Consider the following 15743-nt stretch of genomic DNA (forward strand, 5'->3'; position numbering starts at 1 on the left):
CCCGAGAAGATAAGACTTGCTTTCGTTATCGCTTTTTGGGGCGCGAAAGCTTTGTATACCACCCCGCAGGCAGAAAAACCATGGCTTTGTACCATATCAAAACCCAAAGGCCGTGAGGAATTAACCAACATCGCTGCACCTGCCGGGCAACTCCGATACACTGGAATTCGCTATGCAATACCGCTCCGGATCTGAAATTCGCGAACTTTTTTTGCGCTTCTTTGAGACGAAGGGTCACCGTCGCGTGCACTCTTCTTCCTTGGTCCCCGCCAACGATCCCACTCTGCTGTTCACCAACGCAGGCATGAACCAGTTCAAGGATGTCTTCCTTGGCGCGGAGCACCGCGATTACTCGCGGGCTACGACCTCGCAGAAGTGCGTTCGCGCTGGCGGAAAGCACAATGACTTGGAGAACGTCGGCTTCACCCGCCGTCACCATACCTTCTTCGAGATGCTCGGCAATTTCAGTTTTGGCGATTACTTCAAGAAGGAGGTCATCGGCTTTGCCTGGGAGCTGATCACCTCGCCGGAATGGCTTGCGATTCCCAAGGACAAGCTCTACGTCACCATCTTTAAAGGGGAAAACGGTGTTCCTCGCGACGAAGAAGCCTATAACTTCTGGCTCCAGCAAGGAGTACCGGCCGAACGCATCTTCGAATTCGGCATGAAGGACAACTTCTGGCAGATGGGCGAAACCGGACCTTGCGGCCCCTGCTCGGAGATCTTCTACGACATGGGCCTCGACGCCTCCGAAACCGGCGCAGACAAGCCTTTCGGAGAAGACGACGCTCGTTACGTCGAGATCTGGAATCTCGTCTTTATGCAGTTTGACCGTAGCGCCGATGGCGTCCTGACCCCGCTTCCCAAGCCCTCTATCGATACCGGAGCTGGCCTGGAGCGCTTGTCCGCCGTGCTGCAAGGTAAGATTTCGAACTTCGAAACAGACCTCTTTACGCCGCTCATCTCTCGCGCGAGTGAATTGACCGACACCAAATATCAGGATGGCAAAGCACCGTCAGATGCCAGCCTGCGCATCATCGCCGACCATGCCCGTGCTGCTACCTTCCTGATCTCCGATGGAGTGCTTCCGGCGAATGAGGGCCGAGGCTATGTGCTGCGTAAAATTCTTCGTCGCGGTATCCGCCACGGACGCCTGCTCGGGCAGGAAAAGCCCTTCATGTGCCAGATGGTCTATGCCGTTCGCGATGAAATGAAGGCAGCTTATCCTGAGCTGGTCGATTCCGCCGATCGAGTTGCCAAGGTCGTTGAGGCAGAAGAGCGGCAGTTCGAGCATGTGCTCAAGATTGGGTTGGGCAAACTCGATGAAGACTTCCAACCGCTGATCGGAAAGAAGGATTCGGTCTACTCCGGAGAGAAGGCCTTCCATCTATATGAGACTTACGGCCTGCCACTCGATTTCATGATGGACGCTGCCCGAGACCAGGGCATTCAGTTCGATCTCGATGGCTTTGAGAAAGCCCGCTCCGAAGAGCAATCCCGCGCTCGCGCTTCCTGGAAGGGTGGTTCACAAAAGACCGCCAGCCCTGTCTTCCGTGATCTGCCAAAAACGGCATTTGAGGGCTATCGTCAACTCGCCTCCACAGGATGTGAAATTCTTGCCATCGTTAAAGACGGTGTCGGTGTACAGGCCGCGGCTCCCGGCGAGCAAGTTGAGATCGTGCTCGATCACACCTCGTTCTATGCCGACTCAGGTGGCCAGATCGGCGATACCGGCTTGTTCTATACCGACGATCAGAATGCTGTTGTTGCCGAAATTACTGGCTGCGTCGCACCAGTCCAGGGAGTTCGCGCACATAAGGCAATCCTCAAGCTGCCTGTAAAGCTCGGAGATCGCGTAAATACCGTTGTCGATGCGGATCGTCGTAACGCGACACGCAGAAACCACACCGGTACACACCTATTGCATGCAGCCTTGCGCGAAGTGTTGGGCACCCACGTAAAGCAGGCAGGATCGCTCGTCGAACCGGGTCGCCTTCGCTTTGACTTTTCGCACTTCACCTCTGTTGCCGATGAAGAGCTTCAGGACATCGAAGACATCGTTAATAAGCAGGTACTTGCAGACACAAAGGTTCAGACAATCGAAGATGTTCCTATCGATGTGGCCGTAAACGAGTACCACGCTATGGCTCTCTTCGGTGAAAAGTACGGAGAGAAGGTTCGCGTCATCAAGATCGGCGACTTTTCGACCGAACTCTGCGGAGGAATCCATACTTCGGCAACAGGCGAGATTGGCTTGATCAAGCTGGTCAGCGAGTCCAGTGTTTCTTCCGGGGTACGGCGTGTAGAGGCCCTTTCCGGTCTTGGAGCTCTTAACGAATTCCGTCGTGGATTCGAAGTAGCGCAGATTGCCGCACAAGTTGCTCCTGCAGCAGAGGCTACACCAGCAGAGGCCCTGCGTCTCAAGCTGGCAGCTCAGGAAGACGAGCTGAAAAAACTTCGTCGCGAACTCGATGAAGCACGCATGAAGTCCGCAGCTTCTCAGCTCTCATCCGCTACGGATCGGGCTGTTGAAGTTAAGGGCATCAAAGTCCTAACGCATCGCGCCGACTCACTGGATCGTGGTCAGTTACGCACCTTAGTTGACAATCTGCGGCAAAAGCTCGGATCGGGTGTCGTAATCCTGGGCTCTGCTCAAGAGGAAGGCAAGGTAGCACTGATCGCCGGAGTGACAAAGGATCTTACCGGGAAAGTGCAGGCTGGCAAGATCGTCGGAGCTGTTGCAAAGCTCGTCGGCGGTTCCGGCGGCGGCAAGCCGGATATGGCTGAAGCTGGCGGGAAAGATGCCAGCAAGCTGGATAGCGCATTATCCTCGGCACCAGAAATTGTGGGCAGCTTTATCAGTTAATTCCATTCGAAACAGGAACACAGGCAATTTCGCTGTGTTCCTGTTTAAAACCCTCGAACATTTTCCGCAAGGAACCCAGTCTCTTACCCTCTCCTTCTGTGTTTCTGCCGCTTTCTCAATCCTGGCACCTTATAATGAAAGTGTCTTTGGCGCTTGGCGTCCCTAATTATGTTTTCTGTCGTCCGCTCTCAAGGGTGCTTACTTGCGCCTGTCGCAGCCATTTTGCTCACAGCATTGATGGCGTTCTATGCGCCTTCTCCCGCGATGGCTAGAACGAGTGCCCGGCAGGCTGCGCTCACCCCTTTCGATCGTGCACAGAGACAACGCGAAGCGCTGGAAGGCCGCCCGGAACAGCAACGCACACGCAGCGATTACAATCGCGTCCTGAACGCCTATCGGGCGATTTACCATAGCGATCCCTCCGCAGCTAAGGCCGATGCCAGCATCGCCGCCGTCGCAGAACTTCTGGCGGAGGAAGGACGAATCTTCGAAGACGAAAAGGCGCTGCACGACGCAATTGGGCAATACGAGTTTCTCCGCAAGGAATATCCTCACAGCCGATTGCGTGCCAGTGCACTTCTGACCGAAGGCGCTATTTACTATCGCGACTTGGGAGACAGGGATACTGCGAAATCTACCTTTCAACAATTCTTGCAGACGTATCCCAAGCATCCTCTTGCCGATCAGGCTCGGCAATCGTTGAAACAGATCCGGAAGGATGAGCTGGCCGACAAGCGCAAGGGCAAAACCTCCCAGACGAAGGAAGCAAAGAACCCTGCTCCTGCTCCAGCCCGGGCACCACAGTCCAGTTCCTCGGCCACGACGAAAGGCGCAGCTGCACCACTGACTCCTCCTCGTGATGAGGCAAAACCTCAGCCCGTTCAGGAGACAGCCGAAGCTCGTCCTTCTACACATCAGGAGCCGGCGGCAAGCCAGGACACATCACTGGAAACGCCGCCACCACGTCATGGCCAGCTGCCACTGGTCACGGGACTACGGCACTGGTCCACCTCCGTCTATACCCGGGTCGCCATCGATCTGGATGCGGAGGTGAAATACGAAGCCGCACGTGTTCCGAATCCCGATCGCATCTACTTCGATCTGCATGGCGTAAAGCTTGCTCCGGAACTTGTAGGCAAAGCCATCATGGTCACAGACGATGGCTTCCTGAAGAGAATTCGGGCAGCCCAGTTTTCCAACGACATCACGAGAGTTGTTCTCGATGTCAGTAATGTCAGTGACTACTCCGCATTTCTTCTGCCCAATCCCTATCGTCTGATCATCGATATTCACGGCTCCAAACCAGGAGCACCGACGATGCAGCAGGTAGAGAAGGAGCCAGCTCCTCCTACTACCGAACCGGCAACGCCGCCTCCGACGCAGCAGGCTCAGGCTCAAAGCAAGGCAGCCCAGACACCCGCACCGCAAGCACCAGCGAAGCAGGCGAACCCGAAGAATTCCAACACTCCTTCGACGGCCAAGTCGAATCCATCGACAACAAGCGGAACTGCGCAAAGTGCTTCGTCATTGAAGGAAGTTGCATCTCTGGGGAACCAGCCGAATCGGTTGAAAGCAACGAAGAAGCCTACCTCAGAACCTATCGCCGCATCAGTGGCAGGAACGACTCCGGCATCGAATGCTCCGACAGCATCTTCAACGCCGGATAACGCTGCTTCCTCCGACTCTGATAATTCGAAGATGCCCTCTGGCACGAAGAAATCGAAGAAGAAACGCGGCGGCGGAACAGATGCTACGACACCGCCCCCGTCGATTCATGAAGCCGCACCCACTGCCTCCGGAGAACGCTCACTGGTTCGCGCTCTGGGACTGAAGATCGGCAAGATCGTTGTCGATGCAGGCCATGGCGGGCACGATTCCGGCACTCTAGGACCTGAGGGCATCCAGGAGAAGGATGTTGTTCTAGACGTCGCTTTGCGCGTCGGTAAATTATTGAATCAGCAGCTGGGCGCGGAGGTCATTTATACCCGCGACGATGACACTTTCATACCGCTGGAAACACGCACGGCAATTGCCAACAAAGCTCAAGCCGACCTCTTTCTTTCGATCCATGCAAACTCCAGTCGAGACTCCTCGGCTCGCGGAGTAGAAACCTACTATTTGAACTTCACAGCTTCTCCTGACGCTTTGGAAGTAGCAGCAAGAGAGAATGCCGTCAGCCAGCAATCAGTCCATCAACTCTCGGATCTGGTCAAGAAGATCACGCTAAAGGACAAGATTGAAGAATCTCGTGAATTCGCTACGGATGTACAGGCAGGGCTCTATGGAGGGCTGCAAAAGGGGAATCCTGGATTGCGAGATCGAGGCGTAAAGAAGGCACCTTTTGTCGTCCTGATTGGCGCAAATATGCCCTCGATCCTGGCAGAGATCTCCTTCCTTACCAATCCGGATGACGCCCGCGAACTTCGCGACCCCAACTACCGTCAGCGAATCGCGGAATCGATCTATCACGGGGTATCAAAATACGTCAGCGGGTTGAGCGGCGTGAAGGTAGCGCAAACCAACAGCCGTAACGGCGATTGAAGCATTTGCCGGAGATGCCGTGAGCACTCCAATGATCACTAGGCTTTACACGAACGGCTCTGGCCAGCACTGAACGGTGATAGGCTGATTCGCAGGATGGGAAATCTCCATAGTCTTCGTTTCTTCCGTCGTGTGAGCCAGGTAGCCGCTTTCGCCTTGTTGTGTTCAGGCGCATGCTTCGTGCTGGCCGCCGCTCCAACGGACAAAGCTTCAACACCAGTTGCATTCTTGCCTGCTGATTTTGCCGGTTGGCAACTTGCAGGTCCGGCAACCAATACTACCGATCCTGGAACGGTAGATCCGACCAGCGCCACTGTCCTGAAAGAATGCGGGATGTCGGATGCCAGCTCCGGAAGCTACACACGCGACAATACAAAACTTGCAGTCCGTGCTCTCCGTTTTCCGGATGTGACCGGCGCCTACTGCGCCTATACCTTTTATCGCCATTCGGGTTGGCCCAAAGAGGACATCGGACGAGGCGGCTCCTCGGCTAACAACCGGGTCCTTTTCTGGACAGGAGAAATTGTCGTCGACGCCAATTTCGACCATGTAACCGCCATGTCCGCCGCCGAATTGAGAGAACTGGCCAAGGCTCTTCCCGAAGCCAAAGGAAATGCAGCTCAACCACCCACGCTGCCCAGCTACCTGCCGCAGGCCGGATTGGAAGCTCAAAGCACTCACTATGCACTGGGTCCGGATGGTTATACCCGCAGCGGCGGAGTTCTGCCGCCCGCACTGGTGGATTTTACCCGGGGAGCTGAAACCCTGACCGCCTCCTATCAGCTTCATGGACAGGAAGGACAGCTGACGATCATCAGCTATCCGACACCACAGCTCGCTGGCGAACGGGAACGCGCCATAGAAACATTCTTAAAGGCCGGGAATAGCCCCCAGGCGGCTTGGCCGCAGCCTCTGATAGATAGCAGGCCGGATTCACTCCTGGTGCGCCGCTCCGGGCCATACGTCGCCGTTACCAGCGGATATCTTTCACCCGACGACGCTCATCGCTTGCTCGGCTCCATCAACTATCAGGCAGAAGTCACCTGGAACCAGAGCACTACCAGCGAGGTCACGAAAACTGCACGACTCCTGTTGGGAATCTTTGCCCTGGTAGCCATCCTGGGAGGAACAGCCTTGCTGCTTGGAATCTTTTTCGGTGGAGGCCGTGCTCTCTATCGTCGCTTACGAGGAAAACCAGTTTCTACGATGGAAGAAATCGAGTTTATTCGTCTGAACCTAAGGAAATAACAGCGCCGAAATGGTGCCCCAAAAACAAGGCAATACTCCCGCTAAAGCCCAGAAAACAAGGGAGCTTTCAGAACACTAAAAGAAAAGAAAAGGCGAAGGAATTACCCCCCGTATCAACTGGTCCTTCCATTGTAAGCTGTTGAAAATAAATCTCTTATATGTTCTCGGATTTTACCTTGACACCCCGAATAGGCGACCATAGTATTTCGCCAGAAAGTTCTGATGGCTTTGCCTCCGTTGGAACTATTCTCCCTAACGAAAAGGCCGCCCTGTTGCCGGGTGGCCTTTTCACTTTCTACTGGAAATAGTGCGACCTACAGGCAAAGCCCCTAAATCTCTTTGTCTCAGACCGTTACTTCGCTTCGCAGAGCGCTTTACGGCTCGCGTCGGCAACGATACAATCGACGAGTGCAGGCCGACGTAGCTCAGTTGGTAGAGCAGCTGATTCGTAATCAGCAGGTCATCGGTTCAAGTCCGATCGTCGGCTCCAGCCTCATTTTTCCCTCGTAAAAATTTCCTACGAAAAACGAAATTTCGACCTTTTTTCTCACTGCAATCCTGTATTTCTCGGAAGTCGTGCAGAAATAACACTATTTCGGACGAGTTATCCACTACTTTTTTTCTAAACCTATTGATCACCGAGGCACCCGGTGCGCATAATCTGCTCAGCCATGAGGAGTAAAGCGGCTTTTCCCGAGCACACGACTGTGACCCGATACTGCCGTCACGATGTCCTCAGAATTCTTGGTCTCCACGCCAAGCAGTTGCGCGCGTGGGAGAGAGCCGGGCTCATTTCTGTAGCAGAGAGCTATGGATTTCAGGATCTTGTGCAGTTGAGGAAGCTTCGTGACTTGCGCGCAATGCGCCTGTCGGCTTCCAGTATTCGCGATTCGATTCTCGCCATGCGTGCCGTTTCAGGCATGGTCAATCCACTTCTAGAAGCAGGTACTGTTCGTGCTGGTGGAAGGCTGGCCTTCCGCCACTCTGGAGCGATGATGGACCCCGTCCGGCGGCAATTTCTCCTGGATTTCGAATCCAGCTCAGGCCCACGTCTTGCAGCAGTCACTGACACGTTGAGCAATCAAGCTGCACGCGAGTCTCAGGTGCAGTCGCTTTTCTTCTCTGCCATACAGGCAGAAGAGAGCAACAACTTCCGGGAAGCCACCAGTCTCTATGAGCGCATCCTGGAGATTGTTCCGACTCATGCTCCGGCATGCATCAATCTCGGTACGATTCATTACAACCAGCGCCATTTCGCTGTAGCCGAATCGCTCTATCGCAGAGCAACCGAGGCCGATTCCGAATATTCCCTGGCATTCTTCGATCTTGGCAATGCCTTGGACGAGCTTCAACGCCTGCCGGAAGCCATCACTGCTTACCAGACAGCGCTCAAACTCTCGCCCAACTACGCAGATGCGCACTACAACCTGGCTTTGGCCTGGGAACGTAGCGGAGAACGGCGCAGAGCACTGGCTCACTGGAAGGCCTACCTCCATATTGACGGTTCAGGTCCTTGGGCCGATCACGCACGGTGCCAGGTTCACAAGATCCTGGAGCGGGAAAAACTCGCCATCGTCTATCGGAACAACAAGCCGGTTTCCAGCAATTCGAAAGCGGAGATCCAGTTACAAGTTCTGCCGCGATAGTCGTCGTTCCATTAATCCTTTGGCCGCGATCTCTTCGTGGCCTTTCGCGTTTTTAGCGCAACACCTCGATTAAAACGCTTTAGTATTTCGATAAACAGACTATCCAGAACGACGACTCCTTGGCGAAATCTCAATATCTGTTCCCATTTGGAAATGGATATCGGCTTCCGGAGTAGTCGTTGTGGACTTCCAATGTCTTTTCTGCAACTGTTCTAAACTGGAAACTAGGGAATCATGTCAGTGCCTGGGCTTAGCTCCTCTACAACTCACGCTCTGCGCGGGAATCGCGCGGTGTTGCCTTTCTTGGGCCTGGTCTGCGGCATTGGAGTCTCCAATATCTACTACAACCAGCCGCTGCTGCTGGAAATCAGCAAGACCTTCAACACCACGCCAGCCCACACAGGCATGGTCGCGGTCGCGACCCAGATTGGCTATTCCATTGGACTGTTGTTCTTCGTTCCTCTGGGAGACGTGCTGGAACGCCGTGGATTGATGGAGAAGTTGTTCGCCTGCGTGGCACTCTCGTTAGGAGCTGCAGCTTTGGCTCCGAACCTTTGGATACTCGTAGCGGCAAGCGTCGCCATCGGACTCACTGCGGCGGTTACACACATTGCTGTGCCAATCGCACCCGATCTGGCAGAAGACTCGCAACGCGGAACTGCAATCGGAATCGTGATGACCGGCCTCTTGCTTGGCATCCTCCTTGCCCGGGCATTCTCCGGAGGGCTGGCCACATGGATGGGCTGGAGAGCCGTTTTTGCCATCGCCGCGGGTGTCAATGCGATCTTCGTCGTGCTGCTTCGCAGAATCCTGCCGCGCTTGGAACCGGCAAATCCCCTGCCATACCTCAGCGCGCTACGCTCTCTCTACTCCATCTTCCGGCAGTACTCCGTGCTCCGCGAAGCCTCAATTCAATCGGCCTTGCTCTTTGCTTCCTTCATCGGCTTCTGGACAACATTGGCCTTTCTGCTCGGCACTCCTCACTTCCATCTGGGGCCGGGGGTTGCCGGTATGTTTGGGGTAATCGGAGCAACGGGTGCAGCTATTGCCCCGTTCGCGGGAAAGCTCTCCGACAGGTACGGCTCAAGACGTGTGATCTCCCTGGGAATTGCTTTGGTTATCTTTGCCTGGACGGTGCTGTGGGCCGGACGCAATCATTTAGCAGGCCTGATCCTGGGCTGCATTCTGCTCGATATGGGGGCACAATGCAATCAAATCGCGAATCAAACGAGAGTCTTTGGCCTGGAACCCGGAGCTAGATCGCGGTTGAACACAATCTACATGACCATCTACTTCCTGGGAGCATCGCTTGGCTCTTATGCTTCCACCGTTGCCTGGTCACACCATCATTGGGCTGGAGTTACCCTGCTGGGTTTCTTCTTCATCGGAGTTACAGGCGTAATTCATGCAGTAGGCGCCGCGACAAAGACCTTCTCTACGCGGTCGGTATAGATTTCATTGCTTCTGCCAGGAAGCACGTATATAAGGAATACCGAATCGAAAATTGATTCCTATTTGAAATACGAGATGGAATGATGAAGCTTCGAGTAGTTCTCTCTGCTCTGTTTGCGGCTTGCCTATGCTCTTCTGCTATCGCCCAAGGGAAAGATACTCAGCCGCAGGGTCCCATTCCGGCAAATCCTGCATTACCCACGATCTTCATTACCGGAGATTCCACAGCCAATAATCACGGAGATCCAACCGTACCGACGAAAGCAACGCTCGGCTGGGGAACTCCCTTTACGGAATTCTTCGATCTATCCAAAGTCAATGTAGTCAATGCGGCTCGAGCAGGACGCAGCAGCCGCACCTTTACGGCAGAAGGACTCTGGGACAAAGTCGCATCGCAGCTTAAGCCCGGAGATATCGTCCTGATTCAGTTCGGACATAACGATGGCGGACCTATCGACGACAAATCCCGAGCTCGCGGTTCATTGCCAGGGATTGGCGAAGAGACACGCGAAATCGATAATCCCGTCACAGGCAAGCACGAGATCGTACATACCTTTGGCTGGTACGTTCGCGAGTTCATTCGTCAGACAAGGGCAAAAGGAGCCACGCCTATTGTTCTTTCGCCTACACCCAACAACGTGTGGAATGCAGGTCATATAGACCGCGGTTTTGGACATTTCACCGAATGGGCGGAAGAAGCAGCGACAGCAGAACAACGCACTGATTTCGTCGACGTAAATGGCATCATTGCGGACGAGTACGAAAAGCTGGGACAGCAGAAGGTCTCCACCTTCTTTCCTGGAGATCATACCCACACAGGACCTGCCGGGGCAGAAGTAAACGCCACGTGCGTTGTAGCCGGATTGAAGTCTCTACTCGATATGCCGGTTACCCGATATTTGTCGCAGCGGGGGCGCGAAGTTATCTCCGAGACGGAGCGCTCGTTTCATTCCCCAAGCAATGCTGGCCTCTCTACACTCTGGATCACTGGAGATTCCACAGTACGGAATGGGAATAGCACGGGGAAACATGGGCTATGGGGTTGGGGAGATGAATTAGCACCTTATATTGCGCCGGCCAGAATGAATGTTGTTAATCGAGCAGTCGGAGGACTTAGCAGCCGCACTTACTACAATTTTTATTGGCCTAAGTTACTTTCTCTGATGAAGTCTGGTGACTTTATCTTGATACAGTTTGGCCATAACGATGCCGGTCCTATTGACGATGCGGTTCGTGCACGGGGCTCCCTGGCCGGAATCGGTAACGAAACGAAAGAGATTCAGAATCCGCATACGGGATTGCCAGAGACCGTCCACACCTATGGCTGGTATCTGGATAAGATGGTGACTGAAGCACGCACAAAAGGCGTTATACCTATCCTTTGCGCGCCTGTCCCACGCAATCGCTGGAAAGACGGCAAAATCATCAAAGAGCCTTATGTCGATTGGATGGCTCAAGTAGCGAAAACGAAAACCGTTCCCTTTCTTGATATCAATGCAGAGATCTCAGCGGAATATGAAAAGCTTGGCACCGACGCGGTAGACAAACTTTTCGGGGACAAAACAACGCACACAACAGAAGACGGAGCAAAACAAAATGCCCGCGCTGTTATCGCTGCCCTAAAAGGGCTACACCACGATCCGCTGGGAAAATTTCTTTCAGACGAATCGAAGCAAGTGAAGCCCTGGAAACAAAAATAACTTCATCTCGCCCATTGGTACGGCAGTGCTATTGATCACTGCCGTCCGGGGGAACGAGATTCCGAGATTTCAGTAAATGATCCATACTCGCCTGGATTGCTTCGCGAGGTGAGACTTCCAGAGCCACACAGAGTGCTCGCCAATACGCAGGATCGTGAGTCTCCAGTAGTACCTGCATCGCCTTTCTTACCGTGACAGGCTCAAGGGGAAAGGAAAGCAACTCGGCAAACATGACCGGCTCGAACATCGAAGCAATGTAGTAGGCGATATCGCCTAATCCACGAACGATTTCGTCATGATCGACGGCCGTGTGATCGCAGAGCTGCTTTTTCAACAGCGTCGCAACCTGACCGAGTTCGCTCACCAGTCCCAGGAATAAGTACTGCCCGCGTCCAGAATCAGGACAATCGTTATTTTTCCGGCAGAACTCGGCATATTGGATTGGCGTAATTACGGTCTTGTCGTCCATCACTTGCTCCTTACGGCCACAGAACACATGTATCCATGGTGGTGTTCTTTGGAGGCTAACAAAATTGATGCTCGATGCAAACTTCCGGACCAACAAAGTACGCCGGAGATCAACGAAGTTGGCATAAAGAGCAAAATGGGAAGAGAGTATACGAAATGTCAGTGAAGAAACTGTATCGGTTGGTATAGATAATTCTTGAATGCTGCTTGTGGTGGGAGTCCATGGTGGGCGAGGCGGGAATCGAACCCACAACCCCCGGCTTAGAAGGCCGGTGCTCTATCCAATTGAGCTACTCGCCCGCTCCTCAAGTATTTTATCTGAAATGCGCAGAGACTTCAGAACGAGATTCCCTCAGCGAGAATCGGAACCACCGCACGCAATCCATGTTCTAAAGATAACCGAGCATCGTCGTCTTGTGGGCCACAAGCGGCACAATACACTGTAATTCCGAAACCGGTTTGGCCTCTGGTCATCGCCTGCCGCACTACGAGATCCACACGCACCCGAGGAAGTTCGATCGCGCGGAGCTGACGGGATAGTTTGCGTACCCATCGCTCATGCCTCTCAAACGAGCTGAAGGACACTTTGTCCCGGGCAAGAACATCCACATAACAGGCCTTCCCGGACTTCAGATCCTCCGGTTTCGCCCCAATCTCATCCGGATCCATATTGACGGCAATCAGCGTCCAAACATCACATTTTGAGGTCCACAAGGGACCTCCAAGAACATTCAACTCTTTCAGTGCCCAGCCTAAAGCAGGAAAGCGCCGGACCTCCTCCAGTTCGTTGATTCTCTCGGGAGACTTCCGTAAATCGACAAGCCCTGACCACATGGCCTCGATCACCATAGCTCCCCCGCCAACCTCGACAGACCAATCTGCTTCCATTAAGAATCCGTTACCGACAGTAAAAAACCAAGCAAAACCTTCTCAGCCCAATAACCATCCGGGCCAGGAAGTGAGGATAGAAATGCGCAGTGTCCCCCGTGTGCCGTCTCGATCAAATGGACTGCCGAATTTGCTTTTAGAGTTGCACGGGTCTCCGGCAACATGCGAATAAAGGGATCGTCTGCAGATTGCAGTATCAGTGTCGGCACGGAAATCTGTCCAGCTACGCGAGCACTTGCTGCACGTGAGTAGTAGTCATCGGCTCCGGCAAAGCCGGAATAACGAGCAGTAATGTTTTCATCGAAATCCCGAATCGATCGAATCCGGCCAATCCCTTCTAGAGAATAGATCTGGGGAAACAAGCCTGCTTTCCGACGAAAGCGGTGCATGAGATGGCGCAGAAAATGCCATTCGTACACCCGGTTCCTCGGCTCATGGAGAGCATCTGCAGAAGCACCAAGATCCATAGCCGGGGAGACCCCAACAGCTGCTCTCAAGAATTCCGGAGCACTTCGGCCCAACTCTCCAGCAAGCTTCAAAACCAGATTGCCCCCCATGGAGTAGCCGACAAGAGCAATCTTCTTAAGCCCATACTCGCGTTGAAAGTGCTCCATAACGGCTCTCACATCTCCGGATAACGCCGAGTGGTAGAGCGTCGACGACAAATGATCGGTACCGCCACAGTTGCGCATGTTCATTCGCACAACATTGCAGCCAGCAACCCAGGCCCGCATCGTGTTTCCCAAAACATATTGCGAACGAGACGAGCCTTCCAGCCCGTGAATAAGGATCACTGTTAAGCGATCCCGGCGAACTGCCTTAGGCTGCCAATGACAGTGGCACAAGACGCGACTGCCGGTTTCGGTATCGACATCCACAAGCTGGGATTCAGTCTCCAGCAAAAATGGAGGGCGACGCAAAAAATTCCCCGCCAGGGTTTGAAGATGTCCATTGCGGAGCCCACGACGAGGTACAAACCCTTCTGCCCATGCCAGTGCCTGCTCCAGCACTTCCGCCCCTCTGCTCATGCTCCTTGTAGACTCCGTAAAAGTTTCACTGCGTTCTGAGCCCCCTCAGGCTGCTCTTCGTGTTTGAAATAGGCATAAACATTGCCGGACTGTGCAGCCCGCAAAAGCATATTCCCGATATCGCGTAGCTGAGTGGCAGTGTATCCACTCATGCGTAATCGATAGCAGCGAAAATCAGCGGTTGGTATATCCGGCACCTTGAGTTCGTCACTTTCTGCAGCACAGAGAGCAGCATTATGAGCCTGGAGCAGGGCATAAGTCTCCTCGCGCAACCAACTCTCATGGCGAAACTCAAAGGCAAGGCGAAAATCTTTCTTGCCGGCAATCTGAAGAAAGCCTTCCAGCCGATCATGATCGGCTTTGAAATTCGGCGGCAGTTGAAAAAGTATTACGCCCAGACGCCGGGCATCCATCATAGGCTGCAAGACCTTGAAAAACTCCGTGACCGCTGCCTCGCAATTCCGCAACCTGAGAATATGGGTAATCCGTTGCGGGGCCTTAAAGGAAAACCGGAAATTCTCGCTCGTAGAAGAAAGCCAAGTCTCCAGCATTTTGGCAGAAGGGAGACTGCGAAAGGTATAGTTCACTTCCACAGAGTTCAGCTGAGTCGCGTAATACTCAAGAAATCGTTTGGCAGGGAACTTTGCGGGGTAGAAATCAGGCTTCCAACTGGTATAGGCCCACCCGGAGGTTCCGAGGAAGATATCCGAGGCTGCAGGAAGTATCGACTTTGTCTTCGTCAAAGCGTTGGCAGACTTCACAGCGGGAGTATAAAGACACGACCAGCAAAGTTTGGGATTTAACGCCGATCAGCTTAACGGGAATTAGATGCTTAGGTGACCCTGCTTGATGTAAGCAGTTGATTCTATGGGGCGGCTAGTGGGGGTCGAACCCACGACACCCGGTGCCACAGACCGGTGTTCTGCCACTGAACTATAGCCGCCGTATAGACTAAATTGTAGCATCCAAGGCACGAATAAGCGAAAACCGGCCCGTTGCTAGATCGTCAGTTTAGCAGAAAGGAGATTGAAGTTGCCAGATACGCTGCAGGGTGAGGTTATCCCTCCTGGAGCCGCAAAGTTCGGCTCACGAATTGGCAGTAGAAACGATGGCGGGATTCTGCGAGATGAGAATCTTGATCTCCTGGCCCATCTGCTCGACGACTGGTTCCGGATACCGGGAACAGGAATTCGCTTCGGCTTGGATGGGATTGTCGGACTGATTCCCGGCTTGGGCGATATCCTTACCGGCCTGTTGGCCTGTATCCTGATTTTTGCCGCATGGGTCCGTGGATTACCCTATGTCACCCTGGCCCGCATGGTTGTGAATATCGGGCTGGACGTCCTAATCGGAAGCATTCCCTTCCTTGGAGACATCTTTGACATTGCCTGGAAAGCAAACCGGCGAAACTATGCCCTGATCCAGAGGCACTTGCAACAGCCGCATCGCCACACCTGGAAAGATTGGGGTTTTCTTCTAGCTCTTTCCACAGGCCTGACACTCATTTTCCTAATACCAGTTCTGGTAACAGTCTGGCTTATCTGGCTTTTGCGACACGCCTTTTAGCCTTCGACTTTGTTCCGAATGCTCGGCTCAGGTTACAATCGCAATAGTCGGGGCGTAGCGCAGTCTGGTAGCGCATCTGCTTTGGGAGCAGAGGGTCGGGGGTTCGAATCCCTCCGCCCCGACCAGTTCACACCAGCCTTCAAATATCGCTCTTCTCTCTTCGACAATTCCTCAAAATTTGACCTCCGAATAAGCAAGTAATCTTGCACGAATTCGCAGTCTGCTATCCCACCATTCTTTCCCATTCCACAAATGACATGTCGGGAGTATTCCCCAGGCATGAGGCGAAATGCACAACTATTTCCACATCCAGGAGCATGCAACGCGATTAGGGCCTCAC

Annotated in this window: 11 protein-coding genes and 4 tRNA genes; 9 read left to right on the forward strand and 6 right to left on the reverse strand. The window is 53.6% G+C overall.

Translation table 11 applies throughout. From position 1 onward, the window contains the following. Nucleotides 1-172: 172 nt before the first annotated feature. The 7 genes from alaS (at nucleotide 173) to AC6I7T_RS13820 (ending at nucleotide 11453) form a co-directional block, all read left to right on the forward strand. Nucleotides 173-2866, forward strand: coding sequence for an alanine--tRNA ligase (gene alaS, locus AC6I7T_RS13790; protein WP_497794058.1), 2694 nt, complete (start codon nucleotides 173-175; stop codon nucleotides 2864-2866). 168 nt (nucleotides 2867-3034) lie between these two features. Then, nucleotides 3035-5407, forward strand: coding sequence for an N-acetylmuramoyl-L-alanine amidase (locus AC6I7T_RS13795; RefSeq protein WP_497794059.1), 2373 nt, complete (start codon nucleotides 3035-3037; stop codon nucleotides 5405-5407). Nucleotides 5408-5503: 96 nt separating this feature from the next. Next, entirely contained in the window at nucleotides 5504-6655 is a 1152-nt protein-coding gene (locus AC6I7T_RS13800; RefSeq protein ID WP_497794060.1) for a DUF6599 family protein, read from the forward strand. Nucleotides 6656-7069: 414 nt separating this feature from the next. Next, nucleotides 7070-7145 (forward strand) — tRNA-Thr (locus tag AC6I7T_RS13805). Between the two features lie 217 nt (nucleotides 7146-7362). Beyond that, nucleotides 7363-8301, forward strand: a complete 939-nt coding sequence (locus tag AC6I7T_RS13810) for a helix-turn-helix domain-containing protein (protein WP_497794061.1) — start codon at nucleotides 7363-7365, stop codon at nucleotides 8299-8301. Between the two features lie 234 nt (nucleotides 8302-8535). Then, nucleotides 8536-9753 (forward strand): MFS transporter, encoded by a 1218-nt coding sequence (locus AC6I7T_RS13815; protein ID WP_497794063.1) that lies wholly within the window; start codon nucleotides 8536-8538, stop codon nucleotides 9751-9753. 80 nt (nucleotides 9754-9833) lie between these two features. Beyond that, nucleotides 9834-11453 carry a rhamnogalacturonan acetylesterase gene (locus AC6I7T_RS13820; RefSeq protein WP_497794064.1) on the forward strand — a complete coding sequence of 540 codons (1620 nt, stop codon included), beginning with the start codon at nucleotides 9834-9836 and terminating at the stop codon, nucleotides 11451-11453. A 28-nt stretch (nucleotides 11454-11481) separates the two neighbouring features. On the opposite strand, the gene AC6I7T_RS13825 is transcribed toward AC6I7T_RS13820, so the two are convergent. From AC6I7T_RS13825 to AC6I7T_RS13850, 6 genes are all read right to left on the reverse strand, one after another. Beyond that, nucleotides 11482-11922: a nucleoside triphosphate pyrophosphohydrolase family protein gene (locus AC6I7T_RS13825; RefSeq protein WP_497794065.1), complete on the reverse strand. Its 441-nt coding sequence runs from the start codon at nucleotides 11920-11922 to the stop codon at nucleotides 11482-11484. A gap of 222 nt (nucleotides 11923-12144) precedes the next feature. After that, nucleotides 12145-12221: transfer RNA gene (locus tag AC6I7T_RS13830), tRNA-Arg, on the reverse strand. Nucleotides 12222-12257: 36 nt separating this feature from the next. Next, nucleotides 12258-12809, reverse strand: a complete 552-nt coding sequence (locus AC6I7T_RS13835; protein ID WP_497794066.1) for a hypothetical protein — start codon at nucleotides 12807-12809, stop codon at nucleotides 12258-12260. Then, a complete protein-coding gene (locus tag AC6I7T_RS13840; protein ID WP_497794067.1) occupies nucleotides 12809-13837 on the reverse strand; it encodes a YheT family hydrolase in 1029 nt (342 codons plus the stop codon). The genes AC6I7T_RS13835 and AC6I7T_RS13840 overlap by 1 nt, the downstream gene beginning before the upstream one ends. Beyond that, the gene (locus tag AC6I7T_RS13845) at nucleotides 13834-14580 is read right to left on the reverse strand and encodes a DUF72 domain-containing protein (RefSeq protein ID WP_497794068.1); all 747 of its coding nucleotides are present in this window, start codon (nucleotides 14578-14580) and stop codon (nucleotides 13834-13836) included. Before AC6I7T_RS13845 ends, AC6I7T_RS13840 begins: the two co-directional genes overlap by 4 nt. Before the next feature lie 125 nt (nucleotides 14581-14705). Then, nucleotides 14706-14780, reverse strand: a tRNA-His gene (locus AC6I7T_RS13850). 89 nt (nucleotides 14781-14869) lie between these two features. Between AC6I7T_RS13850 and AC6I7T_RS13855 the strand changes: the two genes are divergently transcribed. Both AC6I7T_RS13855 and AC6I7T_RS13860 read left to right on the forward strand, forming a co-directional pair. Next, nucleotides 14870-15403, forward strand: a complete 534-nt coding sequence (locus tag AC6I7T_RS13855; protein ID WP_497794069.1) for a DUF4112 domain-containing protein — start codon at nucleotides 14870-14872, stop codon at nucleotides 15401-15403. A 48-nt stretch (nucleotides 15404-15451) separates the two neighbouring features. Continuing rightward, a tRNA-Pro gene (locus AC6I7T_RS13860) sits at nucleotides 15452-15528 on the forward strand. The last annotated feature ends 215 nt before the right edge of the window (nucleotides 15529-15743 follow it).

The sequence above is a fragment of the Humiphilus diazotrophicus genome (assembly GCF_059726315.1).

Coding starts and splice junctions, on each gene's coding strand:
- AC6I7T_RS13800 (WP_497794060.1), top strand. CDS start 5,504: ATGGGAAATCTCCATAGTCTTCGTTTCTTCCGTCGTGTGAGCCAGGTA.
- AC6I7T_RS13820 (WP_497794064.1), top strand. CDS start 9,834: ATGATGAAGCTTCGAGTAGTTCTCTCTGCTCTGTTTGCGGCTTGCCTA.
- AC6I7T_RS13835 (WP_497794066.1), bottom strand. CDS start 12,809: ATGGAAGCAGATTGGTCTGTCGAGGTTGGCGGGGGAGCTATGGTGATC.
- AC6I7T_RS13840 (WP_497794067.1), bottom strand. CDS start 13,837: ATGAGCAGAGGGGCGGAAGTGCTGGAGCAGGCACTGGCATGGGCAGAA.
- AC6I7T_RS13825 (WP_497794065.1), bottom strand. CDS start 11,922: ATGGACGACAAGACCGTAATTACGCCAATCCAATATGCCGAGTTCTGC.
- alaS (WP_497794058.1), top strand. CDS start 173: ATGCAATACCGCTCCGGATCTGAAATTCGCGAACTTTTTTTGCGCTTC.
- AC6I7T_RS13795 (WP_497794059.1), top strand. CDS start 3,035: ATGTTTTCTGTCGTCCGCTCTCAAGGGTGCTTACTTGCGCCTGTCGCA.
- AC6I7T_RS13815 (WP_497794063.1), top strand. CDS start 8,536: ATGTCAGTGCCTGGGCTTAGCTCCTCTACAACTCACGCTCTGCGCGGG.